Annotated in this window: 17 protein-coding genes; 8 read left to right on the top strand and 9 right to left on the bottom strand. The window is 67.5% G+C overall.

Annotated elements, in window-relative coordinates:
- Nucleotides 1–57: 57 nt before the first annotated feature.
- The 4 genes from GZ64_RS0111455 to GZ64_RS0111440 form a co-directional block, all read right to left on the bottom strand.
- Complete coding sequence (locus tag GZ64_RS0111455) at nt 58–999, bottom strand: DUF4238 domain-containing protein (protein ID WP_029266674.1); 942 nt, start codon at nt 997–999, stop codon at nt 58–60.
- Nucleotides 1,000–1,251: 252 nt separating this feature from the next.
- The gene (locus GZ64_RS0111450) at nt 1,252–2,091 is read right to left on the bottom strand and encodes a hypothetical protein (RefSeq protein WP_029266672.1); all 840 of its coding nucleotides are present in this window, start codon (nt 2,089–2,091) and stop codon (nt 1,252–1,254) included.
- The gene (gene ychF, locus GZ64_RS0111445; RefSeq protein ID WP_029266670.1) at nt 2,088–3,179 is read right to left on the bottom strand and encodes a redox-regulated ATPase YchF; all 1,092 of its coding nucleotides are present in this window, start codon (nt 3,177–3,179) and stop codon (nt 2,088–2,090) included. The genes GZ64_RS0111450 and ychF overlap by 4 nt, the downstream gene beginning before the upstream one ends.
- 50 nt (nt 3,180–3,229) lie before the next feature.
- A complete protein-coding gene (locus GZ64_RS0111440) occupies nt 3,230–3,970 on the bottom strand; it encodes a class I SAM-dependent methyltransferase (protein ID WP_029266668.1) in 741 nt (246 codons plus the stop codon).
- 59 nt (nt 3,971–4,029) lie between these two features.
- Here GZ64_RS0111440 and GZ64_RS0111435 point away from each other — a divergent pair, with 59 nt between their 5' ends.
- Nucleotides 4,030–4,632 carry an exonuclease domain-containing protein gene (locus GZ64_RS0111435; RefSeq protein WP_021199560.1) on the top strand — a complete coding sequence of 201 codons (603 nt, stop codon included), beginning with the start codon at nt 4,030–4,032 and terminating at the stop codon, nt 4,630–4,632.
- A gap of 105 nt (nt 4,633–4,737) precedes the next feature.
- Nucleotides 4,738–6,033, top strand: a complete 1,296-nt coding sequence (locus tag GZ64_RS0111430) for a DNA recombination protein RmuC (RefSeq protein ID WP_029266666.1) — start codon at nt 4,738–4,740, stop codon at nt 6,031–6,033.
- A 30-nt stretch (nt 6,034–6,063) separates the two neighbouring features.
- Here the strand turns inward: GZ64_RS0111430 and GZ64_RS0111425 are convergent, their stop codons facing one another.
- A complete protein-coding gene (locus GZ64_RS0111425) occupies nt 6,064–6,348 on the bottom strand; it encodes a hypothetical protein (protein ID WP_029260379.1) in 285 nt (94 codons plus the stop codon).
- Nucleotides 6,349–6,528: 180 nt separating this feature from the next.
- Nucleotides 6,529–7,515: a class II fructose-bisphosphatase gene (gene glpX / locus GZ64_RS0111420; RefSeq protein WP_017828697.1), complete on the bottom strand. Its 987-nt coding sequence runs from the start codon at nt 7,513–7,515 to the stop codon at nt 6,529–6,531.
- Between the two features lie 185 nt (nt 7,516–7,700).
- Here glpX and fbaA point away from each other — a divergent pair, with 185 nt between their 5' ends.
- Entirely contained in the window at nt 7,701–8,729 is a 1,029-nt protein-coding gene (gene fbaA, locus GZ64_RS0111415) for a class II fructose-bisphosphate aldolase (protein ID WP_021199556.1), read from the top strand.
- 93 nt (nt 8,730–8,822) lie between these two features.
- On the opposite strand, the gene GZ64_RS0111410 is transcribed toward fbaA, so the two are convergent.
- The 3 genes from GZ64_RS0111410 to GZ64_RS0111400 all read right to left on the bottom strand — a co-directional run bounded on the left by GZ64_RS0111410 (nt 8,823) and on the right by GZ64_RS0111400 (nt 11,483).
- Entirely contained in the window at nt 8,823–9,362 is a 540-nt protein-coding gene (locus GZ64_RS0111410; RefSeq protein WP_029266664.1) for a DUF6264 family protein, read from the bottom strand.
- Between the two features lie 247 nt (nt 9,363–9,609).
- A complete protein-coding gene (locus GZ64_RS0111405; protein ID WP_021199554.1) occupies nt 9,610–10,401 on the bottom strand; it encodes an IclR family transcriptional regulator in 792 nt (263 codons plus the stop codon).
- A 2-nt stretch (nt 10,402–10,403) separates the two neighbouring features.
- Nucleotides 10,404–11,483 carry a 4-hydroxy-3-methylbut-2-enyl diphosphate reductase gene (locus GZ64_RS0111400; RefSeq protein ID WP_172889151.1) on the bottom strand — a complete coding sequence of 360 codons (1,080 nt, stop codon included), beginning with the start codon at nt 11,481–11,483 and terminating at the stop codon, nt 10,404–10,406.
- A gap of 66 nt (nt 11,484–11,549) precedes the next feature.
- Here GZ64_RS0111400 and xseA point away from each other — a divergent pair, with 66 nt between their 5' ends.
- From xseA to GZ64_RS0111375, 5 genes are read left to right on the top strand one after another with little or no spacing between them, the layout of a single operon-like run.
- Nucleotides 11,550–12,827: an exodeoxyribonuclease VII large subunit gene (gene xseA / locus GZ64_RS0111395; protein ID WP_021199552.1), complete on the top strand. Its 1,278-nt coding sequence runs from the start codon at nt 11,550–11,552 to the stop codon at nt 12,825–12,827.
- Nucleotides 12,828–12,863: 36 nt separating this feature from the next.
- Nucleotides 12,864–13,106: an exodeoxyribonuclease VII small subunit gene (locus tag GZ64_RS0111390; RefSeq protein WP_021199551.1), complete on the top strand. Its 243-nt coding sequence runs from the start codon at nt 12,864–12,866 to the stop codon at nt 13,104–13,106.
- Nucleotides 13,103–13,747, top strand: a complete 645-nt coding sequence (locus GZ64_RS0111385; protein WP_029266662.1) for a DUF4245 family protein — start codon at nt 13,103–13,105, stop codon at nt 13,745–13,747. The genes GZ64_RS0111390 and GZ64_RS0111385 overlap by 4 nt, the downstream gene beginning before the upstream one ends.
- Complete coding sequence (locus tag GZ64_RS0111380) at nt 13,744–14,433, top strand: carbonic anhydrase (RefSeq protein ID WP_029266660.1); 690 nt, start codon at nt 13,744–13,746, stop codon at nt 14,431–14,433. The genes GZ64_RS0111385 and GZ64_RS0111380 overlap by 4 nt, the downstream gene beginning before the upstream one ends.
- The gene (locus GZ64_RS0111375) at nt 14,430–15,824 is read left to right on the top strand and encodes a class II fumarate hydratase (protein WP_029266658.1); all 1,395 of its coding nucleotides are present in this window, start codon (nt 14,430–14,432) and stop codon (nt 15,822–15,824) included. Before GZ64_RS0111380 ends, GZ64_RS0111375 begins: the two co-directional genes overlap by 4 nt.
- Nucleotides 15,825–15,930 lie beyond the last annotated feature (106 nt).

Below are 15,930 nucleotides of genomic sequence, written 5' to 3'. Positions count from 1 at the left end.
CGTCACCGACTGCGTGGTCTTGGGCTCAAGGCTTTGGGCGTCGAAGAATCCGGCCGGTCACTGCGTCTCCCGGTAGTCCGACGGCACGAACTCAGCGTCATCGGGGTGATGATAAATGTTGCTCGCCGCGTGGGCCGCGGTGCGTGCATTCATAGATCTCTCGATATCCGCAGTGCCAGGTGACCTGTCGTCGAGAACGCCCGAGCGCGCCTTCTCAACGAGGTTGCTGAGATCGTCCGTCGGGTTGCGACCGTCGAAAGGGTCTCTCATCACGAGGCCGATGCTGCGACTCATCGGATAGAGCACAAGTCGAGCGGTCCGGACGCCCACTCCCAGTCCGGAACCTGATTGCTTGTGGGCAACCAACGACACTGGGGCGTCGGATGTAATGAGCGAGCGGTCTGTGAACGGGACCAACGTCCAAGGACGACTGGCGAGGAACCCGGCGACCTCCCCAGTCGTCTCACCCATCATCTCGATGTGGTCGCGAGCCGTCTGCGGGAGGGTCAGGCCGTCAGGGCTGAAAACGGAGGCCCTACGTTCCTCAACCTCTTCCTCGGTGAGAGCGCGCCCCGCAGTGTCAGACGCCCACCTTGCGAAATCGTCTCTACTCAGTTGGCCAGCCGCCTTCGAGAGAATGTCGCCCGCCGCCGACTCCATCTGTCGCCGCCGCTCAGGACCGCGCAGCATCTGCAACGCAACGAACTCCGCGAGAGTGTCGCGTGCATCCTGCGGGAGCGGCCATTCGCCTTCTCCGACGCGGTCGAAAATCGCTGATGTCTCACCCTCAATTCCCGCACCAAGCGCCTTCTCGAAGACATCCGCGCCACTCGGATGTTCAGGTATCGAGTAGAGGTGGTTCTCACCACCGGCGTTCTCAACGAGCGATGAGTAGCCCGTTCGTCCGGGCAGGCGAATGACTCGGATCCGCTCGTCCACGGTGGCGAAGCGACGCAAGACAAATTGCGGGTTGATGTGGTGGTACTTCGCGACGTTCATTCGGTCAACTTATCGGCGATCGTGTCGGCGCGTCACCGCGGATATGCCTGCGATCAGATCGACCTCCCCACCCAACACGGTTGGCGCACGGCAAGGAAACCTGGGACGGAGCGAAAGCACCGAGCCGATAGTTGTCTCGGCTCCGCCTGATGCGCGTGAGACGACCCCACCATGCTCCTCAGTCACCGCATCGGCGCATGGTGACTCGAAGAAGTTCGTTCGTGAAGCAAAACGCCTCAGCGACTCGATGCATCATCTGACCGCTTTCTCGATCTTGCTACGGGCCGCCTCCGGGAGCTGTACCCGAACGAAGTCGTCGAGTGCAGCTGGCTCTGGTTCTGTTCGATCCGCGACGACCTTCTCTTCCCATGTGTCATAGTTCGATGGGTCCGCAAAAACGATCACACCGATGCCGTGACGCCGAGCCTCCGTGATAACGCCTTCGAGAGCAACTGGTGGCTGTTGGTCGTCTGGAACGTGCAGCAGCACATACGAGTGTGTAGCCGCACGCCGATGGGCCAGCGCCTCGTAGACCGCAGTTACGTCGATCATGTCCGACGGCTTCACCTCAAAGGTGTGCACCGACAGAGTCTTCACAGGCAAATAGGTGAAGACCTGAACTTCGACGGCAACCAAGTCTGGCCGAGTCCATTTTCCGCCTGTGATCCGCCTCCCTGCCCGGGAGACATCCTCGACGGCGAGATAGTCGAATCCCTTATCTGACTGCCAGTCTCCGAGAAGCACTTTCTTCAGGGGTTCGTACAACGCGTCTTCCGGCTGACGAGGCACGGCATACTCGGCACCGACTTCATCCACTGGCTCAGTAGTGAGTTCGGCGTCAAGGACCCGGGCGGTCGAACCGCCTCGACCGCGACCTCGGACCGCCTTTCCTTCCTCGACGAGAAGTTCACGCGCGCTCCAGAAGTCCTGCTTGTCTGCGCCGAGGGCGCTGAGCAACTCCGCGTTCGGCTTCAACGACCCGTCAACGGGAAGCTGCTCGAGGATTCTGTCCTTCAGCGACAGGCCGGTGGCGCCCTGCTCCTCGCTCCAGTTCGCCTCCGTAGCCGGGGCGGGGAGATCGTCCGTGTTCACTTGGATCCGCCAGATGTGTTTCCGATACGGAACTCCACCACGTCGCCGTCCTGCATGACGTAGTCCTTGCCCTCGAGGCGGGCCTTGCCCTTGGCGCGGGCCTCGACGACGGAACCGGTCTCGACCAGATCCTCGAACGAGACGATCTCGGCCTTGATGAAGCCCTTCTCGAAGTCGGTGTGGATGACACCGGCTGCCTGAGGGGCTTTCGAGCCCTTGGGGATCGTCCAGGCGCGGGCTTCCTTCGGACCGGCAGTCAGATACGTCTGCAGGCCGAGGGTGTCGAAGCCGATACGGGCGAGCTGGTCGAGGCCCGACTCGTCCTGGCCGGTCGAGGCGAGTAGTTCCGCCGCATCCTCCGGGTCGAGGTCGATCAGTTCGGACTCGATCTTCGCGTCGAGGAAGATGGCCTTCGCCGGGGCGACGAGAGCGGCGAGCTCGGCCTTGCGAGCGTCGTCGGTCAGCACGGCCTCGTCGACGTTGAAGACGAAGATGACGGGCTTCGCGGTGAGCAGACCCAGCTCGCGGATGGGCGTCAGATCGATGCCGGCGACCGAGAGCAGCACGCCGCGTTCCAGCGCATCCTTCGCCGCATTCGCGGTCTCAAGCACGACAGGCTCGATCTTCTTGCCGCGGAGTTCCTTCTCGTACCGGGCGATCGCCTTGTCGACGGTCTCCAGGTCGGCGAGCATGAGCTCGGCGTTGATCGTCTCCATGTCGGATGCCGGGTTGACCGTGCCGTCGACGTGCACGACGTCGTCGTCGGCGAAGCCGCGAACGACCTGCGCGATGGCGTCGGCCTCACGGATGTTGGCCAGGAACTTGTTGCCCAGGCCCTCCCCCTCGCTCGCACCGCGCACGATGCCGGCGATGTCGACGAACGACACGGCGGCGGGGAGGATCCGCTCGCTGCCGAAGATCTCCGCGAGCTTCGCCAGACGCGGATCGGGCAGGTTCACCACGCCGACGTTGGGCTCGATCGTCGCGAACGGATAGTTCGCCGCGAGCACGTCGTTCTTGGTGAGTGCGTTGAAGAGGGTGGACTTGCCGACGTTGGGCAGGCCGACGATGCCGATAGTGAGAGCCACGGGGCACGAGTCTACCTGGCCGGTGCCCGGCGATCCTGCGGGGCTGTGCGTCAGTCGCGGACGGCGCGGTACGCGCGGGTCACGTACGGAAGGTCGATGGTCGCATCGCCATGCAGGTCGAGCTCATCGAAGAGGGCGTCGAGCTCCCGGCGGATGCGCTCCTTCTCCTCGTCAGGGGCTGTGATGATGTAGCTGCGCGACGCCGCCATCCGGTGCAGCACTTCACGGGTGACGGGGCGGACCCATTCCCACCGCTCCTGCTCGATCGGGCCGAAAGGTGCAGCGACGACAGGATCGCCCTCGGCGAGCATGATCTCGGCGTGACTGCCGTGCATGATCTCGGTGAGCCTGCGGACCCACTCGACACGATCGTCGCGGATGTTCCAGATGAGGCCCAGCACTCCCCCGCTGCGTACGGTGCGCCCGATCTCCGCGGAGCCGGCGACCGGATCCACCCAGTGCCAGGCTTGCCCCAGCACGACGGCGTCGACGCTCGCGTCCGGAAGCGGCAGCTGCTCCGCGGACCCGACGAAGGTGGGCACCCCCGGAACCGCAGCGCGGAGCGTGGCAAGCATCTCCGGGTCGGGGTCGACCGCGACGACCTCGGCGCCTGGAGCCTGCGAGAGAACGCGCGTGAGCTTGCCCGTTCCCGCGCCGACATCGGCGACGCGACGGGAATCCGCGGGCATCCGCTCGAGCATCCACGCCACCGCCTCGAACGGATAGTCGGGCCGTCCGGCCTCGTAATCCCCGGCCTGCGCTCCGAACGACGTCGCCATGTCCTCAGCCATGTCGCCAGCATACGGCGAGTCTCCGACCCCTCTGCGAGCCGCCGGGGGAAAGTGGAGATGTGCCACTGGATTTCACTGCGATCGACTTCGAAACCGCGAACTCCAGTCCGGCCTCTGCCTGCTCCGTCGGTCTCGTCCGCGTGCGCGGCGGTGAAGTCGTCGCGACCACGGGATGGCTGATCCAGCCACCGCCAGGGCACGACGAGTTCCAGGAGTGGAACGTCCGCATCCACGGCATCCAGCCCGAGGACGTGCTGTCGGCCGCCACGTGGGTCGATCAATTCGATCGCCTGTGCGCGTTCGCCGGGGCCGACGTGCTCGTGGCGCACAATGCGGGCTTCGACCTCAACGTCCTGCGTCGCGCCTCCGAGGCGACCGGGCAGCTCTGCCCGCCCTACCGCTCGCTGTGCAGCCTGCAGGTCGCCCGCAAGACGTACACACTCGATTCGTATCGCCTGCCGATCGCCGCCGCCGCTGCCGGATTCGAGGAGTTCGCGCACCACGACGCCCTCGCCGATGCCCGCGCCTGCGCGCAGATCGTCATCGATGCGGCCGCGAGGGCCGGCGCGGCCGACGTGTTCGCACTCGCCGATGCCCTGAGCCTGCGCGTGACCGCCCCCGTCGCACCCGTCGCGCCCGTTCTGGAGCGCGCCGTCGCCTGAACGGCCGGGTCTGAACCGCCGCACCGCCGCACCGCGGCCGGCGCGTCACACGGCATCCGTGCGCGGCGACCCGGGAATGTCGGATGCCGGCCGCATCATGAACACATGGATGCTCTGGCTGTCGTTCTCCTCCTCGTCGCCCTCGCGGCGGGTGTCGCCGTGGGCTGGTTCCTCCGTGCCGGTCGCGGGGCAGCCGACCTCGCGCGTGCCCAGGCCGAGCTGGCGGCCGCGCGTGACGATCGCGACCGGCAGTACGACCTGTACCGCGACGCCGTCGAGCATGCGCGGAACGAGCAGCGTGCGGAAGCGCAGCGGGTGCAGCAGCAGAACGCCGTGCTGACGGCCCTGGCTCCGGTCCGCGAGAGTCTGCAGCAGATGCAGACCAAGGTCACGGCCATCGAGCGGGAGAGGCACGCCCAGTTCGGCACTCTCGAAGAGCAGCTGCGTCGTGCCCAGGAGTCCGACGAGGCGCTGCGGGCGACGACGGAATCGCTGGCCGGCGCTCTGCGTTCCACCGCCACGCGCGGTGTCTGGGGAGAGACCCAGCTGCGCCGCGTGGTGGAGGCTGCCGGGCTCACCCGTCACATCGACTTCGACCTGCAGGCGACGATCTCCTCCGACCGCGGTCAGGGGCGACCCGACATGGTCATCCGCCTCGCCGGCGGCAGCTCGATCGCGGTCGACGCCAAGGTCCCTCTCGACGCCTACCTCGAGGCCTCCGCTCTCCCCGGGGGCGACGCGCGAGAGCCGCAACGCCGCACGCTGATGCAGAAGCACGTCAAGGCGGTCCGTGCGCACATCGACGCCCTGGCGAAGAAGGCCTACTGGGCGGGACTCGATGCCAGTCCCGAGTTCGTGATCTGCTTCCTGCCGAGCGAGTCGCTGCTGGCCGCCGCCATCGATGAGGACCCGACCCTGCTCGACTATGCGTTCAGCCGCCGGGTGGCGCTCGCCTCCCCCGTCAACCTCTGGGCGGTGCTGAAGACCGTCGCCTTCACCTGGACGCAGCAGGAGGTGTCGACCGAGGCGCGCACGCTGCTCGCCCTCGGCACACAGCTGTACGACCGGCTGGGTACGCTCGCCGGGCATGCCGACGACCTGCGTCGGGCGCTGGAGCGCACCGTCGACAGCTACAACCGATTCGCCGGCTCACTCGAGACGCGCGTGCTCGTCACCGCCCGCCAGTTCCCAGGCGTCGATGCCTCTGCGCTCGCGACCGCATCTGCCACCACAGTGGGCGCTGCCAGAAGATTCACCGCCCCTGAGCTCATCACGACGGATGACACCGCCTCAGGCGATCATGCGTCGCAGACCGGCGGGATCGATGCTCTCGAGGCCACGCGTGGCGAGACGGTCCGTGCGGACGTCGGCGACGTGCGGCATCGACTCGAAGAGGGATGATGCGGGCGGATCAGCGACCGGGGACGGCCCTCAGGCGATGCCGGGAACGCCGCTGAGCAGCAGGATGACGAGACCGCTGGTCGCGAGGAACGCGCCGATCATCCACCAGGCGCTGATCTCGTGTCCCTCGTCTCGACGCACACGGAAGAGCACGTCGGCCCGGCGAGCCGGATCGACCACCGAAGCGGCCGGTGTGGCGACGGGCGGTGCCGGAACGGATTCCGCATCGGCGCTCACCCGCAGGATGCGACCCGTGTTGGTCGTGATGATCTTCGTCGGGGCGGCCTTCGAGCCGCTCGTGTGCTGCGTTGTCATCTGTTCGCCCTCCTGTGCCTGCGGTGCCTGGCGGCTCCGTCGACGGCGACAAACCCAGTGACAATTGTGACACGGCGCCCCGGAGAACCGTGGATCGCGCCCCTGCCGGGCGATACCGGCTCGATAACGATGCCGCCGGCTCCCCGGCCGACGATCACGGGACGGTAGGCTCCCGAACGATCAGAGCCACTTCGAGACGAGGTGCTCCGATGCGATGCGCCGAAGGGTTCCGGATGCCCCGCGGAGCACGACGCTCTCGGTGTAGACGTAGCCGCGCTCGCGACGGACGCCGGCGACGAGCTGCCCGTCGGTGACACCGGTCGCGACGAAGATCGTGTTGTTCCCCTGCACCAGGTCGTCCGCCTCGTAGACCTTGTCCATGTCGAGTCCGGCGTCGATGCCGCGCTGACGCTCGTCATCGTCGCGGGGCCAGAGGCGACCCTGGATGTGCCCGCCGAGAGCCTTGATCGCACACGCCGTGACGATGCCCTCCGGACTGCCGCCGACCCCGACGCACATGTCGGTGCGCGCATCGTGACGGGCGGCGTTGATGCCACCGGCGACATCACCGTCGCTCATCAGACGGGTGCCGGCGCCGGCGTCGCGGATCTCCTGGATCAGCTGCTCGTGACGCGGGCGGTTCAGCACCGAGACGACGATCTCGTCGACCGGCTTGTCGAGCGCACCCGCGAGCTTGCGGATGTTCTCACCGATCGGCAGACGGATATCGACGACCCCGACACCTGCCGGGCCCGTGACGAGCTTGTCCATGTAGAAGACGGTCGAGGCGTCGAGCATCGTGCCACGATCCGAGACGGCGATCACGGAGAGGGCGTTCTGCCGACCAGCGGCCGTGAGAGAGGTTCCGTCGATGGGGTCGACCGCGATGTCGCACAGAGGTCCGCGGCCCGTGCCCACCACCTCGCCGTTGAAGAGCATCGGGGCGTTGTCCTTCTCCCCCTCGCCGATGACGACGCGGCCCTGGAAGTCGACCGTGCCGAGGAAGGCGCGCATGGCATCGACAGCCGCACCGTCCGCCGCCTCCTTGGCACCGCGGCCGATGAACGGCACCGCGCGGATCGCCGCGGCCTCCGTCGCACGCACCAGCTCCATCGCGAGGTTACGGTCGGGACGAAGAGGGCTCAGATCCGCTGTCAGACTCACCATGCGGTCAGCCTAGCCACCGACGGGTCCGAATCCGGCCCCTTTCGGCCCGTATCCCGCGAAGGATTCGCGATTCTTAACAAGGAAGCAGAAGCGGTCTCGCGCACTGGAGGTCATGACTGCGGTAGAGGCCCACACGCCCCGATAGAGTGGCAGCTGTCCCGGCTTCCCCTATCGCAGGAGTTCTCATGCCCGTCGCCACCCCGGATCAGTACGCCGAAATGCTCGACCGCGCGAAGGCCGGCGGCTTCGCGTACCCCGCATTCAACGTCTCCAGCTCGCAGACGATCAACTCCGTCCTCCAGGGGCTGACCGAAGCCGGCTCCGACGGCATCATCCAGGTCACCACGGGTGGAGCCGACTACTTCGCCGGCCACACGGTGAAGGCCCGCGCCACGGGCGCCCTCGCGTTCGCCCGCTTCGCCACCGAGGTCGCGAAGAACTACCCGATCACCGTCGCACTGCACACGGATCACTGCCCGAAGGATGCGCTCGCGGGCTTCGTCGAGCCGCTCATCGCCGCGTCCGAAGAAGAGGTCAAGGCCGGTCGCAACCCGATCTTCCAGTCCCACATGTGGGACGGCTCGGCAGTTCCCCTCGCGGAGAACATCGAGATCGCGAAGGACCTGCTCCCCCGCATGAAGAACATCAACGCCATCCTCGAGGTCGAGATCGGCGTCGTCGGCGGCGAAGAGGACGGCGTGCAGCACGAAGGCTCGAACGAAGCCCTCTACACGACCTTCGCCGATGTCGACCAGGCCGTCCAGGCACTGGGCCTCGGCGAGCAGGGCCGCTACATCGCCGCCCTCACCTTCGGCAACGTGCACGGCGTGTACAAGCCCGGTGGAGTGAAGCTGCGCCCGGAGCTCCTCGGCGAGATCCAGGCCGAGGTCGCCGCCAAGTACAACACCGGCGCCAAGCCGCTCGACCTGGTGTTCCACGGCGGATCGGGTTCCACCGATGAGGAGATCGCCCTCGCGGTCGCCAACGGCGTGATCAAGATGAACATCGACACCGACACGCAGTACGCCTACACGCGTGCGATCGCCGACTACATGTTCAAGAACTACGACGGCGTCCTCAAGGTCGACGGCGAGGTCGGGAACAAGAAGCAGTACGACCCGCGCGCCTGGGGAAAGATCGCCGAATCGGCGATGGCTGCCCGCGTGGTCGAGTCGACCCGTCAGCTCGGCTCGTACGGCCAGTCCCAGAGCTGATCGGTCGCGAGACGACAGAAGGGGCCCGGCATTCCTGCCGGGCCCCTTCTTCGTAGCCGAAGGGCGTCGTGCGTCGACGCCGACGGGATGAGGTCAGGGAGCCGTCATCTGCTCGAGGTGGGCGACGAACGCCGGATCGCTCATCATCGGCACCGCGATGCAGATCGACACCACGCCCATCGTGATGATCGCGCCGACGATCGGGAGCCACCAGGTGATCCGTCCTCGACGCAGGCGACGGATCGAGAGCGCGGCGGTGACAGACCATCCGACCGCGAGCACGATCGCGGCGATCGTCCCCCAGGTCTTCCCCTGCGCGAAGTTCGTGAACTCTCCTTCGATGCCGAGGACCTTCATCGTCTGGTTCATGACCGTGGGCAGGTCGAGGTAGGACAGACCGGTGACGACGATGTTGATCAGCCCGTAGGCGAGCATCGCGATCGTCGCGAAACGATCGAGAGGGTGCGATCGCTTCGTCGCGGGATCACTCGTCGAAGGATCTGCCTGTGGAGCAGGCGGCAGGGGCGTCGTGGGCGGTGCGATCACCACGTCGTCGAGCGGCGGCAGACCGGCCGCGCGTCGCTGCTCCTCGGGAGTCGCGATTTCGCCGTACCGGGGCCGTTGTTCACTCATCTCGCCATGCTAACGGCCCCACCTCTGGCCGGTTCACAGCCGATCGCCGCGGGACCGCGCGCCGGAAACGATAGCGGCCCCGGAGAAGTGGGGACTTCTCGGGGCCGCGGACGTGGAGCACTGGGGACGCTCCTCATCCAGATTGATCGCCAGCGCTGGGGACGCTGAAGGCGATCAGTAGCGTTCATGTATGCCGCTACTCTCCCCATAGTAGGAAAACGCATGCCGCAATACCAGGGGTCGTACTTCAGATAGTGAACTCCGCTCCGGAGCTCCCCTCGTCCAGCGCATCCGCCCCCAACTGCAGCGAGAGCTTCCGCGCGGTCTGCTGCAGCGCCGAGACGAGCGTGCGATCCACGACGGCCCGATCCGCCGGCAGTGATATCGCCAGGGACGCGGTGATCCCCGGCGCGATGACCGGCACGGCGACGCAGGTGGCGCCGATGGCGTATTCCTCCCGATCGATCGCCCAGCCCGGCGAGCGGTCCAGCTGAGTGAGCAGCGCCCTGCGGTCGGTGATCGTCCGCGGGGTGAGCTCCGGCAGACGGTGCCTCGAGAGGTAGTCCAGGCGATCGGCCTCCGGCAGGGCTGCGAGGATCTGCTTCCCCAACGCCGTCGCGTGGGCGCTCGACTGCAGCCCCACCCATAGTTCGATACGGGGGTTGCGGACCGCGTCGACGATATCGACCAGGTGCATCTCCCCGTCGTCGAAGCGTGAGAGATAGGCCGTGGCACCCACGTCTTCCGTCACCTCGCGGAGCGCCGCGCGCACGCGGGCGAGGAACACGCCCCGCGAGCTGATCTGCTCCTGGAAGGACGGAAACCGGGTGCCGAGCACGACCCCGTCGGGTTCCGACGCGAGATAACCCTCGTGCACGAGCGTGCGCACCAGGTTGTAGGTGGTGCCCGGGGTCAGACCGGTGATCGCCGCGAGCATCTTGGGCGGAAGAGGACGAGGAGAGTTGGCGACGATGTCGACCAGCCGCAGAGCGCGTTGCACCGACCCGATGAGGGTGGGCTCCGCCTCCGCGGCGTTCACCGCTACGCGCCTCCTCCTGATGCACGACCGCCGAGTGCCCGCGCGTCGCGCTGTCCCGCAGCGTCCTGACGCAGTTCCTTGGGCAAGGAGAACATGAGGTCCTCCTCTGCCGTCTTCACCTCTTCGACGTCGCGGTAACCGGCGTCGCCGATCGCGTCGAGCACCTCGCGCACCAGGACCTCGGGCACCGAGGCGCCGCTGGTCACGCCGACGGTCTCGACGCCGTCGAGCCACTCCTGCTGGATCTCCTCGGCGTAGTCGACGCGATAAGCGGCCTTCGCCCCGTACTCGAGCGCGACCTCGACGAGGCGCACACTGTTGGACGAGTTCGACGAGCCCACGACGATCACGAGATCCGCACCGGCGGCGACCTTCTTGATCGCCACCTGGCGGTTCTGCGTGGCGTAGCAGATGTCGTCGGACGGCGGGTTCTGCAGCTCGGGGAAACGAGTGCGCAGACGGTTGACGGTCTCCATCGTCTCGTCGACCGAGAGCGTGGTCTGCGAGAGCCAGACGACCTTGTTCGGATCCTTCACGACGACCGTGTCGGCCTCTTCCGGAGAGTTCACGACCGTCACATGCTCGGGAGCCTCGCCGGCCGTTCCCTCGACCTCTTCGTGGCCGTCGTGGCCGATGAGCAGGATCTCGAAGTCGTCCCGGGCGAAACGCACGGCCTCGCGATGCACCTTCGTGACAAGCGGGCATGTCGCGTCGATCGCGTGGAGTCCGCGATCGGCGGCCGCGTTCACGACCGCCGGCGAGACGCCGTGAGCGCTGAAGACCACGTGAGCGCCCTCGGGGACCTCGTCGACCTCTTCGACGAAGATCGCGCCCTTCTCCTCGAGCTCCGTCACGACATGGATGTTGTGCACGATCTGCTTGCGCACGTAGACCGGAGCGCCATAGCGCTCGAGGGCCTTCTCGACGGCGACCACAGCGCGGTCGACGCCGGCGCAATAGCCGCGCGGTGCGGCGAGCAGAACGCGCTTGTGTCCGGCCACCGGGTTATCCTGAAGCCGCCCGGCCGCCGCACGCACTCGTGGAAGGCGGGGCACGGGGAGATGAACGGCAGTCGAAGTCACCCTTGAATTCTACCGTCGCACAGCTGTGCGCGGCCGGGGAGGTTCAGGGGCACGGAACGGGAGCGGATGACAGTCTTCGAAGCGACGACGGGCCAGGGCGAGACCCCTCCGGCCGATTCCGTCGCACCCCGCGACTCGACCGCTGACGCCCCCACCTCGGTCACGCGTCTGAATGCGACCATCCGCGACTTCATCGCCCGGTGGAACACCGTCTGGGTCGAGGGCGAGATCACCTCCTGGAACGTCCGCGCCGGCAACGTGTTCGCGCGATTGAAGGACACCCGCTCCGATGCGCAGATCTCCATCCGGGTGTGGTCGAGCGTGCGCGGACGCATCCCGTCCGACATCGGCGTCGGTGATCACGTCGTCGCCGCAGTGAAGGCCGACTACTTCGTCAAGGCCGGCGACTTCAGCTTCGCGGTCTCCGCGATGAAGCACGTCGGGCTCGGCGACCAGCTCGAGCGGCTCGAGAAGCTCCGCGTGCAGCTGCGGCAGGAGGGTCTGTTCGACCCGGCCAGGAAGAGGCGCCTGCCGTTCCTCCCGCACGTGATCGGTCTGATCACCGGTGAGCGGTCCGACGCCGAGAAGGATGTCCACCGCAATGCCGAACTGCGCTGGCCGCAGGTGCGCTTCCGCACCGAGTACGCCGCTGTGCAGGGCGACCGCTGCGTTCCCGACACGCTCGCGGCCCTCGCTCGACTCGACGCCGACCCCGAGGTCGACGTGATCATCATCGCCCGCGGCGGCGGCGACCCGCAGACGCTGCTCGGCTTCAGCGACGAGAAGCTGGTGCGAGCGGTCGCTGCGGTCTCCACCCCGGTGGTGAGTGCGATCGGGCACGAGAACGACCACCCGCTGCTCGACGACGTGGCCGATCTGCGCGCCTCGACCCCGACCGACGCCGCGAAACGCGTCGTGCCCGACGTCGGCGAACAGCGTGCGCTCATCGCCCAGCTGCGTTCCCGCGCCACCACGCGGCTGACGCAGCGACTCACCCACGACATCTCGCAGCTGGAGCAATTGCGCTCGCGCCCCGTGCTGCGCTCGCCCGCGCCGATCATCGACGCCCGCGCCCAGGAGATCTGGCTGCTGCTCGGACGTGGACGAGACGCCGTGAACCGACAGCTCGACGACGCCGGCCGCCGCACCGGCGAGCTCCGCGCGTCGCTGCGCGCGCTCTCCCCCGCGGCGACGCTGGCCCGGGGCTATGCCATCGCCCATCTCGACGGCGGCGTGATCCTGCGTGACGCCGCCGACGCGCCGGCCGGGAGCGCGCTCACGATCACCCTCGATCGGGGCTCGTTGAGCGCCCGCTCGGAGGGTGAGATCGCGGAAGACGCCTGAGCCGAGCACCCGCGGCACACGACGTAAGATGGAGGAGTGAGCGCCCTGAACGACACCCCTGTGGACACGCTGTCGTTCGAGGCGGCCCGTGACGAGCTGGTCAAGGTCGTGGCCGAACTCGAGCAGGGTTCCCCGACGCTCGAGCACTCCCTCGCCCTCTGGGAACGCGGTGAGGCTCTCGCCGCCCGCTGCGAGGAGTGGCTGCTGGGGGCCAAGCGCCGCCTGGATGCCGCCCGCGCCGCGGCTTCGGACGCCGAGACCCCGGCGGGAGATTCATGAGCAAGCAGCCCCCGATCATCGCCGAACTCGGCCGCCCCGAGACTCCGGACGAGACCGCCGCACGCAAGGCCGCATCCAGCAAGGCCTACCGATCGAGCCAGACGGTGCGCAACCTCGTCGCCGCGCTGCTGGTCACTCTCGCCGTGGTCGCCGTCATCATCTTCGCCGTGCCTCGCGGCGCCCCCGTCGAGCAGAAGCCCCTCGACGTCGCCGCGGTCGCCGAAGGTGTGGAGTCCTCGATGGACCGCCCTGTCCTCATCCCCGAGCTCGGCGACTTCTGGCGTGCGAACGGTGCAGAGATGCAGGGTGGAGCCACCGTGGTGTGGGAGGTCACCCTCGCTCCCAAGTCCGACAAGGAACGTGGTTTCATCAAGGTCGCGCAGGCGTTCGACGCCGATTCCTCCTGGGCACCGCAGCGCCTGAACGGCATCGCCCCCACCGACACGGTGCGCATCGGCGGACTCGACTGGGACGTCTACAAGCCGGGCAGCGCCGAATCCAACGCGAACGTCACCTACGCCATCGGCACCCAGGCCGGCGACGACTACATCCTGCTCTACGGATCGCGGTCGGCGGATTCGACCGCTGAGCTCGCCGCGTCGCTCATTCCGCAGATCCGCACCATCTCGGAGGCTTCATGACGCACCCGCTGACCCCCACCGCCGCCTGGAAGCAGATGCAGGACGGCAACCGCCGTTTCGTGCAGGACGAGCCTCGGCACCCGAACCAGGACGTCGCCCGCCGCAAGGATCTGACAGCGGCCCAGCACCCGGTCGCGACGCTCTTCGGCTGCTCGGACTCGCGTCTCGCCGCCGAGATCATCTTCGACCTCGGCCTCGGCGACCTGTTCGTGGTGCGCAACGCCGGACAGGTGATCGGCGAGTCGATCGTCGCGAGCCTCGAATACGCCGTCGCGGTGCTCGAAGTGCCCCTGATCGTCGTTCTCGCCCACGACTCCTGCGGCGCCGTGCGCGCAGCGATCGACGGCACCGCGATCGACGCCGCTCCCCTGCCACCGCACATCTGGAAGCTGATCGCCCCGATCGTCCCCGCGGCGCGGAAGGTGCTGGCCGAGAACGGCGGAACCACCGTCGCCGAGATCGACTCGGAGCTCGTCGGCATCGAACACCTGCGCAACACGGTGAGCGACCTGCTGCAGTCGTCCGAGATCATCAGCGACGCCGTCTCCGCGGGCCGCCTGGGCATCGTCGGCGCCAACTACCGTCTGGCCGAGGGCACCGCGGTGCCCGTGATCACGGTCGGAATCGACGCCGACGGCGTCACCACCGAGGGAACTGACCCCGCAACCGAGGAGGGTTCGGAATGACCGAGCAGGACTACCGCATCGAGCACGACACCATGGGTGAGGTGCGGGTGCCCGTGAACGCGCTCTACGGAGCGCAGACCCAGCGCGCCGTGGAGAACTTCCCGATCTCGGGCAAGGGACTGGAGTCGACGCAGATCGCCGCCCTCGCCCGCATCAAGAAGGCCGCGGCGCTCGCCAACAAGGAGCTCGGCACCCTCGACGGCGCCATCGCCGACGCCATCGCCCAGGCCGCCGATCAGGTGGCGTCCGGCGCCCATGACGGAGAGTTCCCGGTCGACACGTACCAGACCGGATCCGGTACCTCGTCGAACATGAACATGAACGAGGTGCTGGCCACGCTCGCGACACGCATCCTCGGCGCGACGGTTCACCCCAACGACCACGTGAACGCCTCGCAGTCGTCCAACGACGTGTTCCCGACCTCGGTGCACATCGCGGTCACCCAGGCCCTCATCGACACTCTCATCCCCGCGCTCGACCACCTTGCCGTCGCCCTCGAGGCAAAGGCAGAGCTATGGAAGGACGCGGTCAAGTCCGGTCGCACGCACCTCATGGACGCGACGCCCGTCACGCTCGGCCAGGAGTTCGGCGGTTACGCCCGCCAGATCCGCCTCGGCATCGAGCGCGTGCAGTCGGCCCTCCCCCGCGTCGCCGAGGTCCCGCTCGGCGGCACCGCAGTCGGCACCGGCATCAACACCCCGCTCGGCTTCCCGCAGAAGGTCATCGCGCTGCTGGCAGCCGAGACCGAGCTGCCGATCACCGAGGCCAAGGACCACTTCGAGGCGCAGGCCAACCGCGACGGTCTCGTCGAGGCCTCCGGCGCCCTGCGCACGATCGCAGTCTCGCTGACCAAGGTCAACAACGACCTGCGCTGGATGGGCTCCGGCCCCAACACGGGTCTCGGAGAGCTGCACATCCCCGACCTGCAGCCCGGATCCTCGATCATGCCCGGCAAGGTCAACCCGGTCGTGCCCGAAGCCGTGCTGATGGTGTGCGCGCGTGTGATCGGCAACGACGCGACCGTCGCCTGGGCCGGCGCATCCGGATCCTTCGAGCTCAACGTCGCCATCCCCGTCATGGGCACGGCCGTGCTCGAGTCGATCCGTCTGCTGTCGAACGCCTCGCGCGTGCTCGCGGACAAGACGATCGACGGCCTGCAGGCCAACGTCGAGCGTGCCGCTGCCTTCGCGGGCATGAGCCCGTCGATCGTGACCCCGCTGAACAAGCTCATCGGCTACGAAGCCGCAGCGAAGATCGCCAAGCACTCGGTCGCCAAGGGCATCACGGTGCGCGACGCCGTGATCGACCTCGGCTACGTGGAGCGCGGCGACCTCACCCTGGAGCAGCTCGACGAGAAACTCGACCTGCTGTCGATGACGCACCCGGGCTGACCCAAAGCGCGAGACAGCGGATGCCGCGAGGGCTCTTCCTCGCGGCATCCGCTGTTTCCAGGCCCGGCTTCCCCGCTCTCGGTGCACACGCATGACCAATCGACGA

The sequence above is a fragment of the Microbacterium sp. Cr-K32 genome (assembly GCF_000708345.1).
In the GTDB taxonomy this organism is placed as follows: Bacteria; Actinomycetota; Actinomycetes; order Actinomycetales; family Microbacteriaceae; genus Microbacterium; species Microbacterium maritypicum_A.
This window is presented reverse-complemented; position numbering and strand designations above follow the sequence as displayed.